The sequence below is a fragment of the Streptomyces sp. RKAG337 genome (assembly GCF_023701715.1).
GTDB lineage: Bacteria > Actinomycetota > Actinomycetes > Streptomycetales > Streptomycetaceae > Actinacidiphila.
In genome coordinates this window covers 4,846,411-4,861,717 of sequence record NZ_JAJOZA010000001.1, presented here as the reverse complement: position 1 = coordinate 4,861,717, position 15,307 = coordinate 4,846,411, and the positions used below count along the sequence as shown (strand labels likewise).

The window sequence follows — 15,307 nt, the reverse complement described above, 5'->3', positions numbered from 1 at the left end:
TCTGGAAGGGAGACGCGGAGGTCGAGAGATGGGTATTTATGCCGAACAGGTCGTGCCGCGGATCATCAATGTCGCCTGCGGGGTGAAGGTGACCGTGCCCCTGCGACGCCGGGTCTGCGAGGGCCTGGAAGGCGAGATCGTCGAAATCGGATTCGGCTCGGGCCACAACATTCCCTACTATCCGGCCACCGTCACCGGCGTGACCGCGATCGAGCCCTCCGACGTCGGCTGGCGGCTCGCCGCCGACCGGGTCCGAGCAGCAACGGTCCCGGTGCGCCGCGCCGGCCTGGACGGCCAGTCACTCCCCTTCGGCGACGACAGCTTCGACGCCGCCCTGTCCACCTGGACGCTGTGCACCATCCCCGACGCCGACGCGGCCCTGCGGGAGGTCCGACGCGTCCTCAGGCCCGGCGGCACGCTGCACTTCGTCGAGCACGGGCTGGCCCCGGAGCAGGACGAGAACATTCGCCGCTGGCAACGCCGCCTCGAACCGGTGAACAAACGCCTCCTCGGCGGCTGCCACCTCACCCGGCCGACCGTCGAGATGCTGACGACCGCCGGATTCACCATCCGGGAGGTCGACATCTTCTACGAAGAGGGCGCCCCGAAACCCATGGGCGCCGCCGCACTGGGCGTCGCGGTTTCCCCCTAGCGGGAGAGACGACTCGGCACGGCCACCGGCACCGCCGGCACCGACTTCGGCACGGACACCGACGGCGCTGCGCGCCGGCTGTAGTGCAGCTGTCCCAGCAGGGTTCCGGTGAACGCGATGGCCATGCCCAGCAGTTGGACGGGGGTCAGGGCTTGGTCCAGGACGGCCCAGCCGATGGCGGCGGCGGAGATCGGGCTGAGGAAGCCGAGGAGGGAGACCGACGTTGCCGGGAGGCGGCCGATGCCGCGGAACCAGAGCCAGTACGCGGCGGCGGTGTTGGCGACGGCGAGGTACGCGTAGCCGGTGACGGCTCGGGCGTCGAGGGCGGGCGGGAGGCCCTCGACGAGGAGGGCGACCGGGGCGATCAGCAGGCCGCCGGCGGTGAGCTGCCAGCCGGTGAAGGCGAGCGGGCCGACGCCCTTAGGGCGTCCCCAGCGCTTGGTCAGGACGGTCCCGGCCGACATGCTCGCCGAGCCGGCGACCCCGGCGAGCAGGCCGAGGGCATCGAATCCGGCACCGGCCCGCAGGACGACGAGGCTGACGCCGACCGCCCCGATGACCGCGGCCGTGAGCGTACGGGCGCTGGGGCGTTCGCTGAGCAGGGCCGCCGCGAGGCCCGCCACGAACAGCGGGCCCACCGAGCCGACGACGGAAGCGACGCCGCCGGGCAGCCGGTAGGCGGCGAGGAACAGCAGCGGGAAGAAGGCGCCGATGTTGAGGGTGCCGAGCACTGCCGACTTCCACCACCAGGCGCCGCGCGGCAGCGCCCGGGTGGCGGCGAGCAGCACGAGCCCGGCGGGCAGCGCCCGCATCAGCCCGGCGAACAGCGGGCGGTCCGGCGGAAGGAGCTGGGTGGTGACCGCGTAGGTGGAACCCCAGGCCAGCGGGGCGAGGGCGGTGAGGGCGATGGTGGGGAGACGGGACATCTGCGGACTCCTCACGGGAGCAGCGGTCACGAGGGCGGGGCCGCGAGAACGGAGCCGGGCGACGACCGGGCGATCGGGGATCAGGCGGCGAACAGGCGGGGATCAGGCGGCGGGGACGAGGTCCGGCTTCGGGGAGGCGGCCACCGGGCGCGGGGCCGCCGGGTGGACGGCGTCGGATGCCAGGTGCGGCTCGAGCCGCACCAGGAGGAGCGCCGCGCCGAGCGTGGTGCCGATGAGCAGCAGCCACGGGAGCCGGCCGTCGACGGCCATCAGGCCGGTGAAGAGCGACGGGGCGATGGCCCGCACCAGCTGCCAGGAGAACTGGTAGGCCGCCATGTACCGGCCGCGTACCGCGTCCGGGGCGGCGGCGATGGCCAGGGCGCCGGCCGACGGGTTGTGCACCATCTCGCCGATGGTGTGCACCGTGATGATCACGGCGAGGCCGGCGCCGATCGCCCAGCCGGCCTGCGGGCGCACCGTGCCGAGCACGATCTGTCCGGCGAAGGCCACCGCGAAGAGCACCGCGCCGAGCGCCGCGGACCGGTTGCGGCGGGCGCCGCGGCGGCGCACGAAGGAGGCGACCAGGACGCCGCCCGCGGCGCACAGCACGGTGTTGACGGTGAAGGCGGCGCCGGTCAGGGACTCGGGGCCGTGCAGCCAGGTGGAGATGTAGAGCGGGTACAGGACGGGCAGCGCGGTGTAGCCCAGGGCGATGAGGAAGTTGGCCGCGGTCAGACCGAGGAACGGGCGGTCACGGAGCACCAGCCGGTAGCCGGCCTTCTGGCGGGCGACGGCGGCCGCGTCCCTGACCACCAGGACCGGGCGCACCCGCCACATCAGCAGCGCCGAGAGGATGAAGCTGGCCGCGTTGAGCCAGGCCGCCGCGGTGAAGCCGGCGTCGCCGCCGAAGCCGACGACGAGCGAGGCGAGCAGCGCGCCGGCGCCCATGCCGCCGTTGCTGAGCGCCCGGGAGGCGGCCTGCAGCCGGTCCCGGTCGGCGCCGCGGGCGATCTCGCCGAGGAAGGACTGCTGGACGGCGGGGAAGGCGCCGTCGCCGATGATCGTGACCAGGGCGACGACGGCGAAGGCGGGCACCGACTGGGCGAACGGGTAGAGCGCGAAGCCCAGCCCCCGCACCCCGAAGAGCACCAGCTGGACGCGGCGCGCCCCGAAGCGGTCGACGGCGGTGCCGGCCAGCGGCAGCGTGGTGAGCCCGATGAGCCCGGCCGCCGTGAGCACCGCGCCGACGGCGGCGAACGACAGGCCCGTGACGTGGTGGAAGAAGATCAGGGTGAAGGGGAGGTACATCCCGGAGCCGACCGCGTTGACGGTCATCGCGGCGAGCATCGACCGCTCACCGGGGATCCGCTGGGTGCTGGGCATGTCCGCTCCTGGGAGATCGTCGCCGAAGTAGCTCGATGGTGATTAGCTTACTACTAAGCGACTTACCGTCAAGCTACTTTCTTGCCAGCGATCGTCCCTCGTCCGATACTGGTGCGTATGACCACCCCCGCCCCGGATCCCCTGGACAAGATCACCGCGCAGTGGAACGAGGTCCGCCCCGACCTCGACACCGTGCCGATGGCGATCTTCGGCCGCATCTACCGCATCGCGCGCGCGGTCGGCGACCAGATGGAGAAGGAGTACGGGCGCTTCGGCATCAGCCGCGGCGAGTTCGACGTGCTGGCGACCCTGCGCAGGGCCGGTGAGCCGCACACCCTGTCACCGCGCGAGCTCTCCTCGACGCTGCTGCTCACCACCGGCGGCATGACGGGACGGCTGGACAAGCTGGAGCGCGCCGGCCTCGTCGAGCGCAGCCCGGACCCGCACGACCGGCGCGGTCTGCGGGTCACCCTCACCGAACGCGGCCTCACGCTGCTGCACGAGGCGGTGGGCGCCGGGCTCGCCGTGCAGAAGGCGGCTCTCGGCGCGATGGACGACGAGCAGGCCGCGCAGCTCTCGGACCTGCTGCGGCAGCTGCTCGGCTCGTCGGAACAGCACTGAGCCCCCTGCCGCGCATGCGGTCAGGGGGCCAGCAGGAGAAAGGCGTCAGCCGCGCTCTTGCTGCTGCTTACGGGTCTTGTCGGTCGCCATCACCACGCCGGCGATGATCGCGAACAGCGCGATCGGCGCGAGCACGAAGAGGCCGAGGGTCTGTACGACACTCAGGCCGGAACCCGGGTCGTCGCCGTCGTCGCGGGAGACCGCGAACGCGGGGGACGACATCAGCAGCATCAGCGTCGTCCCGGCGGTGATGACCCCGGCGCGCACGGCCTTCTTGTTGAGCTTCTTGTCCACGCCCTCAATGTAGTGAACGACCTCCGGGCCCGCACGCCCGGGGTGTCCTTATGGGGGTCCTTGCCCATGTCTTTACACGCCCATGTCCTTGCGACCTGCGGCAACGGAGGACGTCGTCACTCCGGGCGGGCCGCCAGCGCGGCCCGCACCTCGTCCAGCAGCGCGTGTAGCCGCGGCGATCCGGCCAGCTGCTCCAGGGTGACCGGCCGGCCCGCCGCGTCGGCCACCGGCAGCCGCCAGTTCGGGTACTGGTCCCAGGTGCCCGGCAGATTCTGCGGGCGGCGGTCGCCGACCGCGTCCGGCAGCCAGACGCCGACCATCGCCGCCGGAGTGCGCGCCAGGAACCGGTGGACGGCCTTGACGACGGCCTCCTCGTCGCCCGCGCCCTCCGGCAGCAGCCCCAGCCGGCCGAGCAGCGCGATCCACTCCGCGACCTCCGCCGCGTCCTCCGCCTGCTCCTCGGCCAGCGGCCGGGTCAGCAGCCCCAGCCGGTAGCGCAGCTCGACGTGCTCGCCCGTCAGCCGGGCCGCCGTACTGGGCAGATCGTGCGTGGTGACGGTGGCCAGACAGGCCGGCCGCCAGGCCTCCGGCGCCAGCGGTTTGCCGTCCCCGTCGTGGTTCCGCTCGAACCACAGCACCGACGTGCCGAGGATGCCGCGGTCGGACAGCTCCTCCCTGACCCCGTTCTCCACCGTCCCCAGGTCCTCGCCGATCACCACCGCGCCCGCCCGGTGCGCCTCCAGGGCGAGCACTCCGAGCATCGCCTCCGCGTCGTACCGGACATAGGCGCCCTCGGTCGGCGGCCGGCCCTCCGGCACCCACCAGAGCCGGAACAGCCCCATCACATGGTCGATCCGCAGCGCCCCCGCGTGCCGCAGCAGCCGGCTCAGCAGATCCCGGTAGGGGGTGTACCCGGTGGCGGCCAGCGCGTCCGGCCGCCAGGGCGGCAGGCCCCAGTCCTGGCCGCGTGAGTTGAACGCGTCCGGCGGTGCGCCCACCGACATGCCCCGGGCCAGCGCGTCCTGCATCGCCCACGCGTCCGAGCCCGACGGATGCACCCCGACGGCCAGGTCGTGCACGATCCCGATCGGCATCCCCGCGGCCCGCGCCGCCGTCTGCGCCGCGCCCAGCTGATCATCCGTCAGCCACGTGAGCCAGCAGTAGAAGTCCACCCGGTCGAGCAGTTCGCTGCGGGCCCGCGCGACCTGCGCGGACCGCGGATCGCGCAGCCCGGCGGGCCACGCGTGCCAGTCGGGACCGTGCACCTCCGCGAGCGCGCACCAGGTGGCGTGGTCGTCCAGCGACTGCCCCTGCTCCGCCAGGAAGTCGGCGTACCCGGCCCGGCGCCCCGGCTGCAGCGGCACCTTCCGCACCAGCCCCAGCGCCTCCAGCTTCAGCTCCCACACCGCGTCCCGGTCGATCAGCGCGTCCTTGTACAGCACACCCGCCCGCAGCGCCGCGGCCCGGCCGGCCAGCTCCACGGCCTGCGACCGGTCGTCCGGCGCCAGATACGCGTACTCCGGAACGTCCTCGACCCGCAGATACACCGGATCGGGGAACCGCCGGGACGACGGGCGGTACGGCGAGGGGTCCGTCGGCCGCCCCGGCACCGCGATGTGCAGCGGATTGATCTGCAGGAACCCGGCCCCCAGCGCCCGCCCCGACCAGGCCGCCAGATCGGCGAGATCGCCCAGGTCGCCCATCCCCCAGGAGCGTTCCGACAGCGTCGAGTAGAGCTGCGCCATGAAGCCGAACGTGCGCCCCGGCGGACCCGGCAGCCGCTCGGGCGCGATCACCAGATCGGCCCGCGCCGTCCGCCCGTCCAGCGCGGTCGCCCGCACCACATGCCGGCCGAGCGGAATCCGCTCCCAGTCACCGGCGTCGAACACCTCGCCCGACTCGGCCTCGATCAGCACCCGGGTCCCCTCCGGGAGCCCGAGCGGCAGCGGCCGGCCGGTCCGCACCACCGTGCACGGCGCCAGCAGCCGCTGCCGGTCGCGGTGCTCGTACGCGGCCAGCGCGTCCCGCACCGCCTGCGGCGTCGAGGCGTCCACCCCCAGCGCGGCCAGCACGGCCACCACCGTCTCCTCCGGCACCCGGGCCTCCCGGTCGGGCCCAGGGCGGTACGTCGTGTCCACGCCGTGCAGCGCGGCCAGCCGCTCCCGGTCCATCGGGCCTCCAAGATCACAGTGCGGGGTGGGGGTCACCCCAGCCTTACCCCACCGGACACCCCGTCAGACGCCGCCACCCCGCCCGGCACCGCTACCAACCCGCCGGCCGCCGCTCCCGCCACGGCGCCGCCGCCTCCACCTGAGCCGCGAGCGCCAGCAGCGGGCCCTCCGCACCGTGCGCCGCGCCGAGCATCATCCCGACCGGCAGCCCGCCGTCCGTCCACTCCACCGGCAGCGACACCGCCGGCAGACCCGCGATGTTCCACGCCCCCGTGAACGGCGTGAACGCGTACTGCGCCGCGAAATCCGCCGCCGGATCCGCGTCGTCGCGCAACGCCCCCACCGGCTGCGGCAGCTGGGCCAGCGTCGGCGTCAGCACCGCGTCGAACGGCGCCACCGCCGCCGCGAACTTCCGCCCCACCGCCTGCATCGCCCCCAGTGCCATCGCGAACCGCTCCCCCGACGCCGCCCGGCCGCGCTCCCGCAGCCACCGCGTCAGCGGCATCAACTCCCCCTCCCGGTCGGCCGGCACCGGCACCAGCAGCGCCATCACCTCCCACACCGGATCGAACGACCCGTGGTCCCCGGGCCCGAGCGGCTGCTCGACGTCCACCACCTCATGGCCCAGCCCCGCGAGCAGCGCCGACGTCCGCTCGTACGCCGCCAGCACCACCGGATCCACCGGCACGTCGACATCGGGCCGCGCCCACCGCCCGATCCGCAACCGCCGCGGCTCCCGCTCGCACCACTCCAGGAACGACGTCCCCGACGCCGCCACCGGCATCGGATCCCCCGGCACCGGCCCCGCCATCACATCCAGCAGCGCCGCCGCGTCCCGCACGTTCCGCGCGATCGGCCCCGTCACCGCCAGCCCCGTCACATCCCCGTACGGCGCCGGACTCACCCGCCCCCGGCTGGGCTTCAGCCCCACCACCCCGCAGCAGCTCGCCGGAATGCGGATCGACCCCCCGCCGTCGTTCCCGTGCGCGGCGGGCGCCAGCCCGGCGGCCACGGCGGCCGCCGCTCCCCCGCTCGACCCGCCGGCCATCAGCGCCGTGTCGTACGGGCTCCTCGCCGGAGGCGCCACCCGGCCCTCGGTGTACGCCGGCAGCCCGAACTCGGGCGTGTTCGTCTTCCCGAGCAGCACCGTCCCGGCGGCCCGCAGCAGCTCCCCGACGTGCGTCCCCGACTCGGCGACCTGGTCCGCGAACACCGCCGATCCCGCCGTCCACCGCACCCCCGCCACCGGCGTCAGATCCTTCACCGGCACCGGCACCCCCAACAGCGGCGGCAGCACCCCACCCTCCGCCAACCGCCGCTCCGCCCGCCGCGCGTCCTCGAGCGCGCGCTCGGGCGTCACGGTCACGTACGCCCCGACGGCATCGTTCAGCCGGTCGATCCGCCCGAGGTAATGCCGCGCCAACTCCGTTGGGGAGAGAACCTTGCCCCGGACCGCGGCGGCCTGCTCCAGCATCGTCAACTCATGAGGTTCGCCCATCCGGGCAGGGTAGTTCGGTCCGGGCGGAACCACGGGTACGCCGGCCCGTGCGAGCCGCTTCCGCCTGCGGCGGGCTGTTCCCCACCCACCCGCCCTTTCGCCTGACGGCGGGCTGCACAGCGGGATTCGGCGCCCGCGACGCCGTTGCGCCACGCGCCTCCGGCGGGGGTTCGAGTACGCGGGCACCCGCGGCACCGTTGCGCCTGCGGCGGGCATTCCCCACCCGCCCGCCCCATCTACGCCTACCGGCGGGGTGGGGCGGCGCCCGGGTGCACCGGGCCGCGGAGGTCGGCGGGCCGGTGGGCCGACGGGGTGGTGGTGACGTGAGGGGACCGGGGTCGGAGGGGTGGGGGGCTGGCGATATATGCCTACCGGCGGGGTGGGGCGGCGCCCGGGTGCACCGGGCCGCGGAGGTCGGCGGGCCGGTGGGCCGACGGGGTGGTGGTGACGTGAGGGGACCGGGGTCGGAGGGGTGGGGGGCTGGCGATATATGCCTACCGGCGGGGTGGGGCGGCGCCCGGGTGCACCGGGCTGCGGAGGTCGGCGGGCCGGTGGGCCGACGGGGTGGTGGTGACGTGAGGGGACCGGGGTCGGTGGGGCTGCCGAGCTATTTGTGGGCCGCTGGGGGGACCCCCGGCCGAAGGTTGGGGGACCGTAAATAGTCGATTTCGACCCCCCACCCCGGAGGGCCCGGGCACCGACCCCGAGCAAGCCGTCGGCAGGACAACCCGCGTTGACACGGCCGCCACCACAGTGATGGGCTCAGCGCTCATCACCGCGTGCCGCGAGGAGGACCCGTGCAGCCCTTGCGCAGCCGATCAGCCGTGGCATTGGTGGCCGCCGTCATCGGCGGTGTCCTCGGGAACGTGCCCGCCGCCGACGCCGCACCGGAGTCACCGCCGCGCCAACAGGAGACGCAGGCGCAGCCGTCCGTCTGGCCGCGCCCCCAGTCCCTCCGCGGCACGGGCGGCGAAGCCGCCCAGGTGACCCCCACCGTCACCCTCGTCGCCGCCCCCACGGCCGACCCGTACGCGCTCACCGTCATCCGCGACGTCCTCCGGGAAGCCGGCGCCCGCACCATCCTTGAAGCCAGGACGGCAACCACAACCGGCCTCACCGTCTACGCCGACGGCCCCGCCGCCGAAGCCCAGCTGAGCCGCCTCAAAGCCGAGCCGCAGGCGGACCTGCCGGCCGGTGGCTACCGGCTCGCCACCGGCCGCGACACCGTCGCCCTCGCGGGCGTCGGCACCGACGGTCTGTTCCACGCCGCGCAGACCCTGCGCCAGCTGCTCCGTGGAAGGGCCTTCGCCGCGGCGCTGATCCGGGACTGGCCGACCGCCAGGGTCCGCGGGACCGCCGAGAGTTACTACGGGGTCCCCTGGACCCAGGCCCAGCGCCTGTCGCAGCTGGACTTCATGGGCCGCACCAAGCAGAACCGGCTGCTCTACGCGCCGGGCGACGACCCGTACCGGCAGGCGGCGAAGTGGCGGGAGCCGTACCCGGCCGCGCAGCGGGCGCAGTTCCGGGCGCTCGCCGACCGCGCGGCGGCGAATCACGTGACGCTCGCCTGGGCCGTCGCCCCCGGCCAGGGACTCTGCTTCTCGTCGGCGGACGATCTGCGTGCGCTGACCCGCAAGGCCGACGCCATGTGGGCGCTGGGCATCCGCGCGTTCCAGTTGCAGTTCCAGGACGTGAGCTACACGGAGTGGCACTGCGGCGCGGACGCCAAGGAGTTCGGCAAGGGCCCGGAGGCGGCGGCCCGCGCGCAGGCACGGCTGACGAACGCGCTCGCCGATCATCTGACGGGCCGCACAGGCGCAGGCGCCGCCGATCTGTCCCTCATGCCCACCGAGTACTACCAGGACGGCCCCACGAAATACCGCACCGCGCTCGCAACCGCGCTGCGCCCCGGCGTCGCCGTGGCGTGGACGGGCGTCGGCGTGGTGCCCGAGCGGATCACCGGCACCCAACTGGCCACCACAGCGGCAGCGTTCAAGCACTCCCTCCTGACCGTCGACAACTACCCGGTCAACGACTACGCGCCCACCCGGCTCTTCCTCGGCCCGTACACGGGCCGGGAGCCGGCCGTCGCGAGCGGGTCCGCAGGGGTGGTCGCGGCGGCGATGCAGCAGCCGGTGGCGTCGCGGATCGCGCTGTTCACCGCGGCCGACTACGCGTGGAACGCGCACGGGTACGACGCCCAGGCCTCCTGGCAGGCGGCGATCGACGATCTCGCCGGTCCCGACCGGGGCGCCCGCGAGGCGCTGCGCTCGCTGGCGGGCAATGACGTGTCGTCGGCGCTCGGCGGTACGGAGTCGGCGTATCTGCGGCCGCTGCTGGCGGACTTCTGGACGGCGTACGGGTCGGCGGACCGCAAGGGGCTGCCGGACGCGGCCCGCCGGCTGCGGGCCGCGTTCACCACGATGCGGTGGGCGCCGGGCCGGCTCGCGGGGCTGGCGGACGGCTCGTTCGGCGGTGAAGTGCGGCCGTGGCTGGACCGGTTGGCGCTGTACGGCACGGCGGGCGAGCGGGCGGTGGACATGCTGCTGGCGCAGGCCCGTGGGGACGGGGCGGCCGGCTGGCAGGGGCGGCTGGCGGTGCAGCGGGCCCGCACCGGGCTCGGCGCGGGGACGGCGACGATGGGCGGCAGCACCGTCCTGGACACGTTCCTGACGACGGCGACCACGACGGCGGACTCCTGGACGGGCGGGCACGCCGACGCGCGGAAGGCCATCGTCACGCAGGGTTCGGCCCGGGCCACCGATCCGTCCCTGATGGTCGACGGCAAGGACGGCACGGCGTGGTCGAGCGACACGCCGCCGCAGGAGGGCGACGCGTTCGGGGTGGACCTCGGCCTGGTCCGGCCGGTGGGCGGGGTGCGGATCGTGATGGGCAGCGCCGCCGACTCCGAGGACTATCTGCACGACGCGGTGCTGGAGTACTCGGCGGGCGACGACGCGGGCTGGCGGTCGGCCGGCGCCTTCCACGACCGGCGGACGATCGCGGTACGGCTCCCGGCCGGCGCCCGCGCGCGCTTCGTCCGGCTGCGGGCGACGGGCGCGCAGCCCAGCTCGGTGGCGGTGCGGGCGTTCGACGTGCCGGTCGACGGGACCGCGGCGCAGGTGGTCGGCGGCGCCCCGGCCGCCCGTGCCGTCGCGGACGACGACGTGACGACCTCGTACCGGCCGGCCGGACCGGACGGGACCGAAGGGCCGCTGACCGTCGAATTCGGCGCCGCCCGACCACTGGAGGCGGTGACCGTGCTGACGGAACCGGGCGGCACGGCACAGGCCCCGGCCCCGGCCGCAGGCGCCAGCGCCACCGCCTCCCCCGCCTCCGTGGAGGTCAGGGTCCCCGGCAAGGGGTGGCAGCGTGTGGGCACCCTCGCGGACGGGTGGACGGAGCTGTCGGCCCACGGGGTGACGGCCGACGCGATCCGGCTCACCACGACCGGCGGCAGCGGTACCCCGGGCCCGAACCCGGTCCCGAACCCGGTCCCGGCCGTCCACGAGATCGTGCCGTGGTTCACCGAACCGCCGCGGATCACGCTGGACGACGCCGAGGTCGACGCGGAGATCGGCGGCGATCCGGTCACCGTCCACGCGGAGCTGCGCTCCGAACGGCCGCTGGACACGCAGGGCACGCTGGAGGCGGCGGCACCGAAGGGTGGCGCCCACGTGGAGGTGCCCGCCTCCGTCGTCGTGCGGCGCGGCGCGGCGCCGGTCGTACCGGTACGGGTGTCGGTGCCGCCCGGCTCCGCGCCGGGCACGTACTCCATTCCGGTGCGCTTCACGGTGGACGGCCGTTCGGCCGAGCAGTGGATCACCGTACGGGCCCGGCCGCGGACCGGCGGCCCCGACCTGGTCAGGGGCGCGCGGGCGACGTCCTCCGGGGACGAGACCCCGGCCTTCCCGGCCGCGGCGATCGCCGACGGCGACCCGGAAACCCGCTGGTCATCGCCGGTGCAGGACGATGCGTGGGTCCAGGTGGAGCTGGCCGCGCCGGCCCGGGTGGGCCGGGTGGTGCTGCACTGGCAGGACGCCTACGCCGCCCGCTACGCGGTGCAGACCTCGGCCGATGGGGTGACGTGGCACACCGCGGCGACCGTGCGCGACGGCAAGGGCGGTACCGAGTCGGTCCGCCTGGACGACGCGTCCGCCCCGTGGGCGGGGGCCCGGTTCCTGCGGGTGCACGGCGTCCAGCGGGCGACGAAGTACAGCTACAGCCTGTTCGGCGTGGAGGCCTACGCCGTCCTGCCGTGACCGGCCCACGCGAAACGGGCGCCCGGCGTCCGACGACCACGAAGCGGCCACGACACAGCAAGGTGCCGGCCGGGCCGGACCCGGTCGGCACCACGAACACAACCAGCCCCGCATCCACCGCGTCCGCAGACACCGGCAGACACCCGCGGACCCCGCGTCCGCGGACACCCGCAGACACGAAAGCCCGGATATCAGGCAGAGATGCCGTCAATCCGGGCCAGGGCGTCGTCCGCGCCGAATGGTTGCAGGTACGGCAGCCAGCGCGGGTCTCTGTGTCCCGTTCCGATGATCCGCCAGGCCAGGCCCGCCGGTGGTGCGGGTGTATGGCGCAGCCGCCACCCCAGCTCCGCGACATGGCGGTCCGCCTTGACGTGGTTGCAGCGTCTGCACGCGGCGACGACGTTCTCCCAGGCGTGCTGACCGCCGCGGCTGCGCGGGATGACGTGGTCGACGCTGGTTGCGGCGGCTCCGCAGTACGCGCACCTGCCGCCGTCGCGGGCGAAGAGTGCCCTACGGGTCAGCGGGACGGTGCCTCGAAAGGGGACTCGCACGAATTTGGTGAGTTTGACGACACTGGGCGCCGGAAGAGCGCAGGACTCGCTGTGCAGATAGGCGCCGGTTTCCTCGAGGCACACGGCCTTCTTGTTCAGTACGAGGACAAGCGCACGGCGGAGCGGTACGACGCCGAGCGGCTCGTACGACGCGTTGAGGACCAGGACATGCGGCACGGGTGCCTCCTTATACGCCGGCGGCGCGTGGCTCGCGCCGGGACGATCTGCCCTCAGTCTCTCCGGAAGCCGGGTGGCGGCGCCACCATGACCAGGTAACGGACTCAGGGTGTTTTCGACCACACTCCTTTACTTCCCCACCTTTCGGGCTGTTGGCCCTCGAACTTGGCAACGAGGCATATCCGTTAGCCCGTTAGTGTGGAGGGTCTGTCCCACAACGGAGGTTTTCCACCGTGTCCACCCCCGCACCGTCCCCGAGTGCTCCTGCAACCAGCTTTGACGACGCCCAGAAATCCGCGACCGAGGCCGCGGGCTGGGTCGAGGCCAACTGGGCGGACTGGCTCGGCGCGGGCCTGAGAATTCTGCTGATCATCGTCATCGCGCTGGTGCTGCGCGGGCTGGTCCGGCGGACCATCAGCAAGCTGATCGACCGCATGAACCGGGGCGTGGAGGTCGCGCAGGGCACCACCCTGGGCGGGCTGCTGGTCGTCAACGCGGAGCGGCGCAAGCAGCGCAGCGAGGCGATCGGGTCGGTGCTGCGCAGTATCGCCTCGTTCACCATCCTCGGCACCGCGGCGCTGACCGTGCTGTCGGTGCTGCAGATCAACCTGGCGCCGCTGCTGGCGAGCGCCGGGGTCGCGGGCGTCGCGATCGGTTTCGGCGCCCGGAACCTGGTGACGGACTTCCTGTCCGGCGTTTTCATGATCCTTGAGGACCAGTACGGCGTGGGTGACGTCATCGACGCCGGGGTGGCCAGCGGCACGGTGATCGAGGTCGGGCTGCGAGTGACGAAGCTGCGCGGCGACAACGGAGAGATCTGGTACGTCCGGAACGGCGAGGTCAAGCGGATCGGCAACCTGAGCCAGGGCTGGGCGACGGCCGTGGTGGACGTCCAGGTCGGCTACGCGCAGGATCTGGACCGGGCACGCGCGGTGATCGAGGCCGCCGCCGAGGACATGGCGAAGTCCGATCCGTGGGACGAGGCGCTGTGGGAGCCGGTGCAGGTGCTGGGCCTGGAGTCGGTGAGCGCGGACTCGGTGGTGATCCAGGCGCAGGCCAAGACGATGCCGGGCAAGGCCACGGCGGTCGCGCGGGAGCTGCGCTGGCGGATCAAGCGGGCCTTCGACGAGGCGGGCATCACGATCGTCGGCGGCACGCCGACCGCGGCCGTGGACGACACGGGTGTGCCGGCCGACCCGATGGTGGCGGTGGCGGCCCCTTCGGCGCTCTCCAACCCGGATTCACCGCAGGCGCTGGCGGCCCGTCCGGTGCCCTCGCAGGGGGCGGACGGCGCCAAGTAACCAGGCGCCCCTTGGGTCTCCTCCTTTCGGCGGTCTTGACACATGCCGCTGCCGGCCTCTGGCGCACTGCGCCGGGGGCCGCTTTCATGGAGGTAACGCTTTGGTCGACCTGTGGCCGACCCCCCTTGACGCTCCGCCGAAAGCGGGCCTACCTTTCGTTTCACCAATAGGAAAGTTTCCTAACAGTGAACTGAGGGAGGATGGCGCGCATGGCTGGCACCCCTGGAACCCCGCGCGTACTGCGCGCCATGAACGACCGCGCGGCGCTCGACCTCCTTCTGGAGCACGGGCCCCTGTCGCGAACCCGGATCGGCAAGCTCACCGGCCTCTCCAAGCCGACCGCGTCGCAGCTGCTGGCGCGGCTCGAAGCGGCCGGACTGGTACTGGCCACCGGCACCACGGCCGGCCGGCCCGGGCCCAACGCCCAGCTGTACTCGGTGAACCCGGCCGCGGCGCATGTCGCCGGGCTGGACGTGACACCGATACGGATCAAGGCAGCCGTCGCGGACATCACCGGCCGTACCGTCGGCGAGTTCGAGCTGCCGACCCCGGGCCGCCGCGCGCAGGGCACCGTCGAGCAGGTCGTGCAGGCGGTGGACGAGGCGGCCAAAGCCGCCGGGCTGAACCGCTCGGACCTGCACCGGGTCGTGATCGGCACACCCGGCGCCTTCGACCCGAGCACCGGCCGGCTGCGCTACGCCAGCCACCTCCCGGGCTGGCACTCCACCACGCTCCTCGACGAACTGGCCGCCGCGCTCGCCGTGCCGCTGGAGTACGACAACGACGTGAACCTCGCCGCGGTCGCCGAGCAGCGGGTCGGCGCCGCCCGTGACCACGAGGACTTCGTCCTGCTGTGGAACGAGGAGGGCATCGGCGCCGCCATCGTCATCGGCGGCCGGCTGCACCGCGGGTGGACCGGCGGCGCCGGCGAGGTCGGCTTCCTGCCGGTGCCGGGCACGCCCCTCGTACGGCATGTGACCAAGGCCAACAACGGCGGCTTCCAGGAACTGGCCGGCTGCGACGCGGTGGTGCGCATCGCGCGGGAACTCGGCCTCACCCCGGTCAGCGGGGCCCCGCTCGCCGATCTGGCCGCCACGCTGCTCACCGAAGCCGCGCGGTCGGCGGAGACGGCCGAACGGGACGGCACCCCGGACACCGGGCCGCACGCCGAGCTGCTGGCACGGATCGCCACCGGGCTGGCCACCGGCCTGGCCTCGATGGTCGCCGTCCTCGACCCGGAACTCATCGTCCTCACCGGCAGCGTGATCGTCGCCGGCGGGGAGCACCTCCGTGCCCTCATCCAGGCCGAACTGGCAGAACTCGCCGTGCCCAGGCCCCGGTTGGTGATAGGCGCGGTGCAGGAACACCCCGTCCTGTGCGGGGCGCTGCAGAGCGCCCTCGCCACCACACGCGACGAGGTGTTCGACACCTCGCGCTGACCCCCGCTCCCCCGCCGACCACCCTTCGACGC

The 15,307-nt window shown here is 73.9% G+C and carries 11 protein-coding genes; 5 read left to right on the top strand and 6 right to left on the bottom strand.

Annotated features, from left to right (window positions below):
• Positions 1 to 28: 28 nt before the first annotated feature.
• Positions 29 to 652: a class I SAM-dependent methyltransferase gene (locus LNW73_RS21535; protein ID WP_250991012.1), complete on the top strand. Its 624-nt coding sequence runs from the start codon at positions 29 to 31 to the stop codon at positions 650 to 652.
• Here LNW73_RS21535 and LNW73_RS21530 read toward each other — a convergent pair.
• Together LNW73_RS21530 and LNW73_RS21525 are read right to left on the bottom strand one after the other, a co-directional pair.
• A complete protein-coding gene (locus LNW73_RS21530; RefSeq protein ID WP_250991011.1) occupies positions 649 to 1,578 on the bottom strand; it encodes an EamA family transporter in 930 nt (309 codons plus the stop codon). The two genes, LNW73_RS21535 and LNW73_RS21530, sit on opposite strands and share 4 nt — an antisense overlap.
• A gap of 102 nt (positions 1,579 to 1,680) precedes the next feature.
• Positions 1,681 to 2,961: an MFS transporter gene (locus LNW73_RS21525; protein WP_250975931.1), complete on the bottom strand. Its 1,281-nt coding sequence runs from the start codon at positions 2,959 to 2,961 to the stop codon at positions 1,681 to 1,683.
• Positions 2,962 to 3,078: 117 nt separating this feature from the next.
• Between LNW73_RS21525 and LNW73_RS21520 the strand changes: the two genes are divergently transcribed.
• The gene (locus tag LNW73_RS21520; protein ID WP_250975932.1) at positions 3,079 to 3,582 is read left to right on the top strand and encodes a MarR family winged helix-turn-helix transcriptional regulator; all 504 of its coding nucleotides are present in this window, start codon (positions 3,079 to 3,081) and stop codon (positions 3,580 to 3,582) included.
• A gap of 45 nt (positions 3,583 to 3,627) precedes the next feature.
• Here the strand turns inward: LNW73_RS21520 and LNW73_RS21515 are convergent, their stop codons facing one another.
• From LNW73_RS21515 to LNW73_RS21505, 3 genes are all read right to left on the bottom strand, one after another.
• On the bottom strand, positions 3,628 to 3,813 hold the full coding sequence (locus LNW73_RS21515; protein WP_232485007.1) for a hypothetical protein: 186 nt from the start codon (positions 3,811 to 3,813) through the stop codon (positions 3,628 to 3,630).
• A gap of 179 nt (positions 3,814 to 3,992) precedes the next feature.
• Entirely contained in the window at positions 3,993 to 6,047 is a 2,055-nt protein-coding gene (gene malQ, locus LNW73_RS21510; protein WP_250991010.1) for a 4-alpha-glucanotransferase, read from the bottom strand.
• Between the two features lie 91 nt (positions 6,048 to 6,138).
• On the bottom strand, positions 6,139 to 7,545 hold the full coding sequence (locus LNW73_RS21505) for an amidase (protein WP_250991009.1): 1,407 nt from the start codon (positions 7,543 to 7,545) through the stop codon (positions 6,139 to 6,141).
• 797 nt (positions 7,546 to 8,342) lie between these two features.
• On the opposite strand from LNW73_RS21505, the gene LNW73_RS21500 reads away from it, so the two are divergent.
• On the top strand, positions 8,343 to 11,807 hold the full coding sequence (locus tag LNW73_RS21500; RefSeq protein WP_250991008.1) for a beta-N-acetylglucosaminidase domain-containing protein: 3,465 nt from the start codon (positions 8,343 to 8,345) through the stop codon (positions 11,805 to 11,807).
• A gap of 191 nt (positions 11,808 to 11,998) precedes the next feature.
• On the opposite strand, the gene LNW73_RS21495 is transcribed toward LNW73_RS21500, so the two are convergent.
• The gene (locus LNW73_RS21495; RefSeq protein ID WP_250975937.1) at positions 11,999 to 12,535 is read right to left on the bottom strand and encodes an HNH endonuclease; all 537 of its coding nucleotides are present in this window, start codon (positions 12,533 to 12,535) and stop codon (positions 11,999 to 12,001) included.
• A 233-nt stretch (positions 12,536 to 12,768) separates the two neighbouring features.
• Here LNW73_RS21495 and LNW73_RS21490 point away from each other — a divergent pair, with 233 nt between their 5' ends.
• Positions 12,769 to 13,836 (top strand): mechanosensitive ion channel family protein, encoded by a 1,068-nt coding sequence (locus tag LNW73_RS21490; protein WP_250991007.1) that lies wholly within the window; start codon positions 12,769 to 12,771, stop codon positions 13,834 to 13,836.
• A 200-nt stretch (positions 13,837 to 14,036) separates the two neighbouring features.
• Positions 14,037 to 15,275: an ROK family transcriptional regulator gene (locus LNW73_RS21485; RefSeq protein WP_250975939.1), complete on the top strand. Its 1,239-nt coding sequence runs from the start codon at positions 14,037 to 14,039 to the stop codon at positions 15,273 to 15,275.
• The last annotated feature ends 32 nt before the right edge of the window (positions 15,276 to 15,307 follow it).

Excerpts from the sequence above, each read along its gene's own strand:
- LNW73_RS21535 (WP_250991012.1), top strand. The coding sequence starts at position 29 with ATGGGTATTTATGCCGAACAGGTCGTGCCGCGGATCATCAATGTCGCC.
- LNW73_RS21530 (WP_250991011.1), bottom strand. The coding sequence starts at position 1,578 with ATGTCCCGTCTCCCCACCATCGCCCTCACCGCCCTCGCCCCGCTGGCC.
- LNW73_RS21525 (WP_250975931.1), bottom strand. The coding sequence starts at position 2,961 with ATGCCCAGCACCCAGCGGATCCCCGGTGAGCGGTCGATGCTCGCCGCG.
- LNW73_RS21520 (WP_250975932.1), top strand. The coding sequence starts at position 3,079 with ATGACCACCCCCGCCCCGGATCCCCTGGACAAGATCACCGCGCAGTGG.
- LNW73_RS21515 (WP_232485007.1), bottom strand. The coding sequence starts at position 3,813 with ATGCTGCTGATGTCGTCCCCCGCGTTCGCGGTCTCCCGCGACGACGGC.
- malQ (WP_250991010.1), bottom strand. The coding sequence starts at position 6,047 with ATGGACCGGGAGCGGCTGGCCGCGCTGCACGGCGTGGACACGACGTAC.
- LNW73_RS21505 (WP_250991009.1), bottom strand. The coding sequence starts at position 7,545 with ATGGGCGAACCTCATGAGTTGACGATGCTGGAGCAGGCCGCCGCGGTC.
- LNW73_RS21485 (WP_250975939.1), top strand. The coding sequence starts at position 14,037 with ATGGCGCGCATGGCTGGCACCCCTGGAACCCCGCGCGTACTGCGCGCC.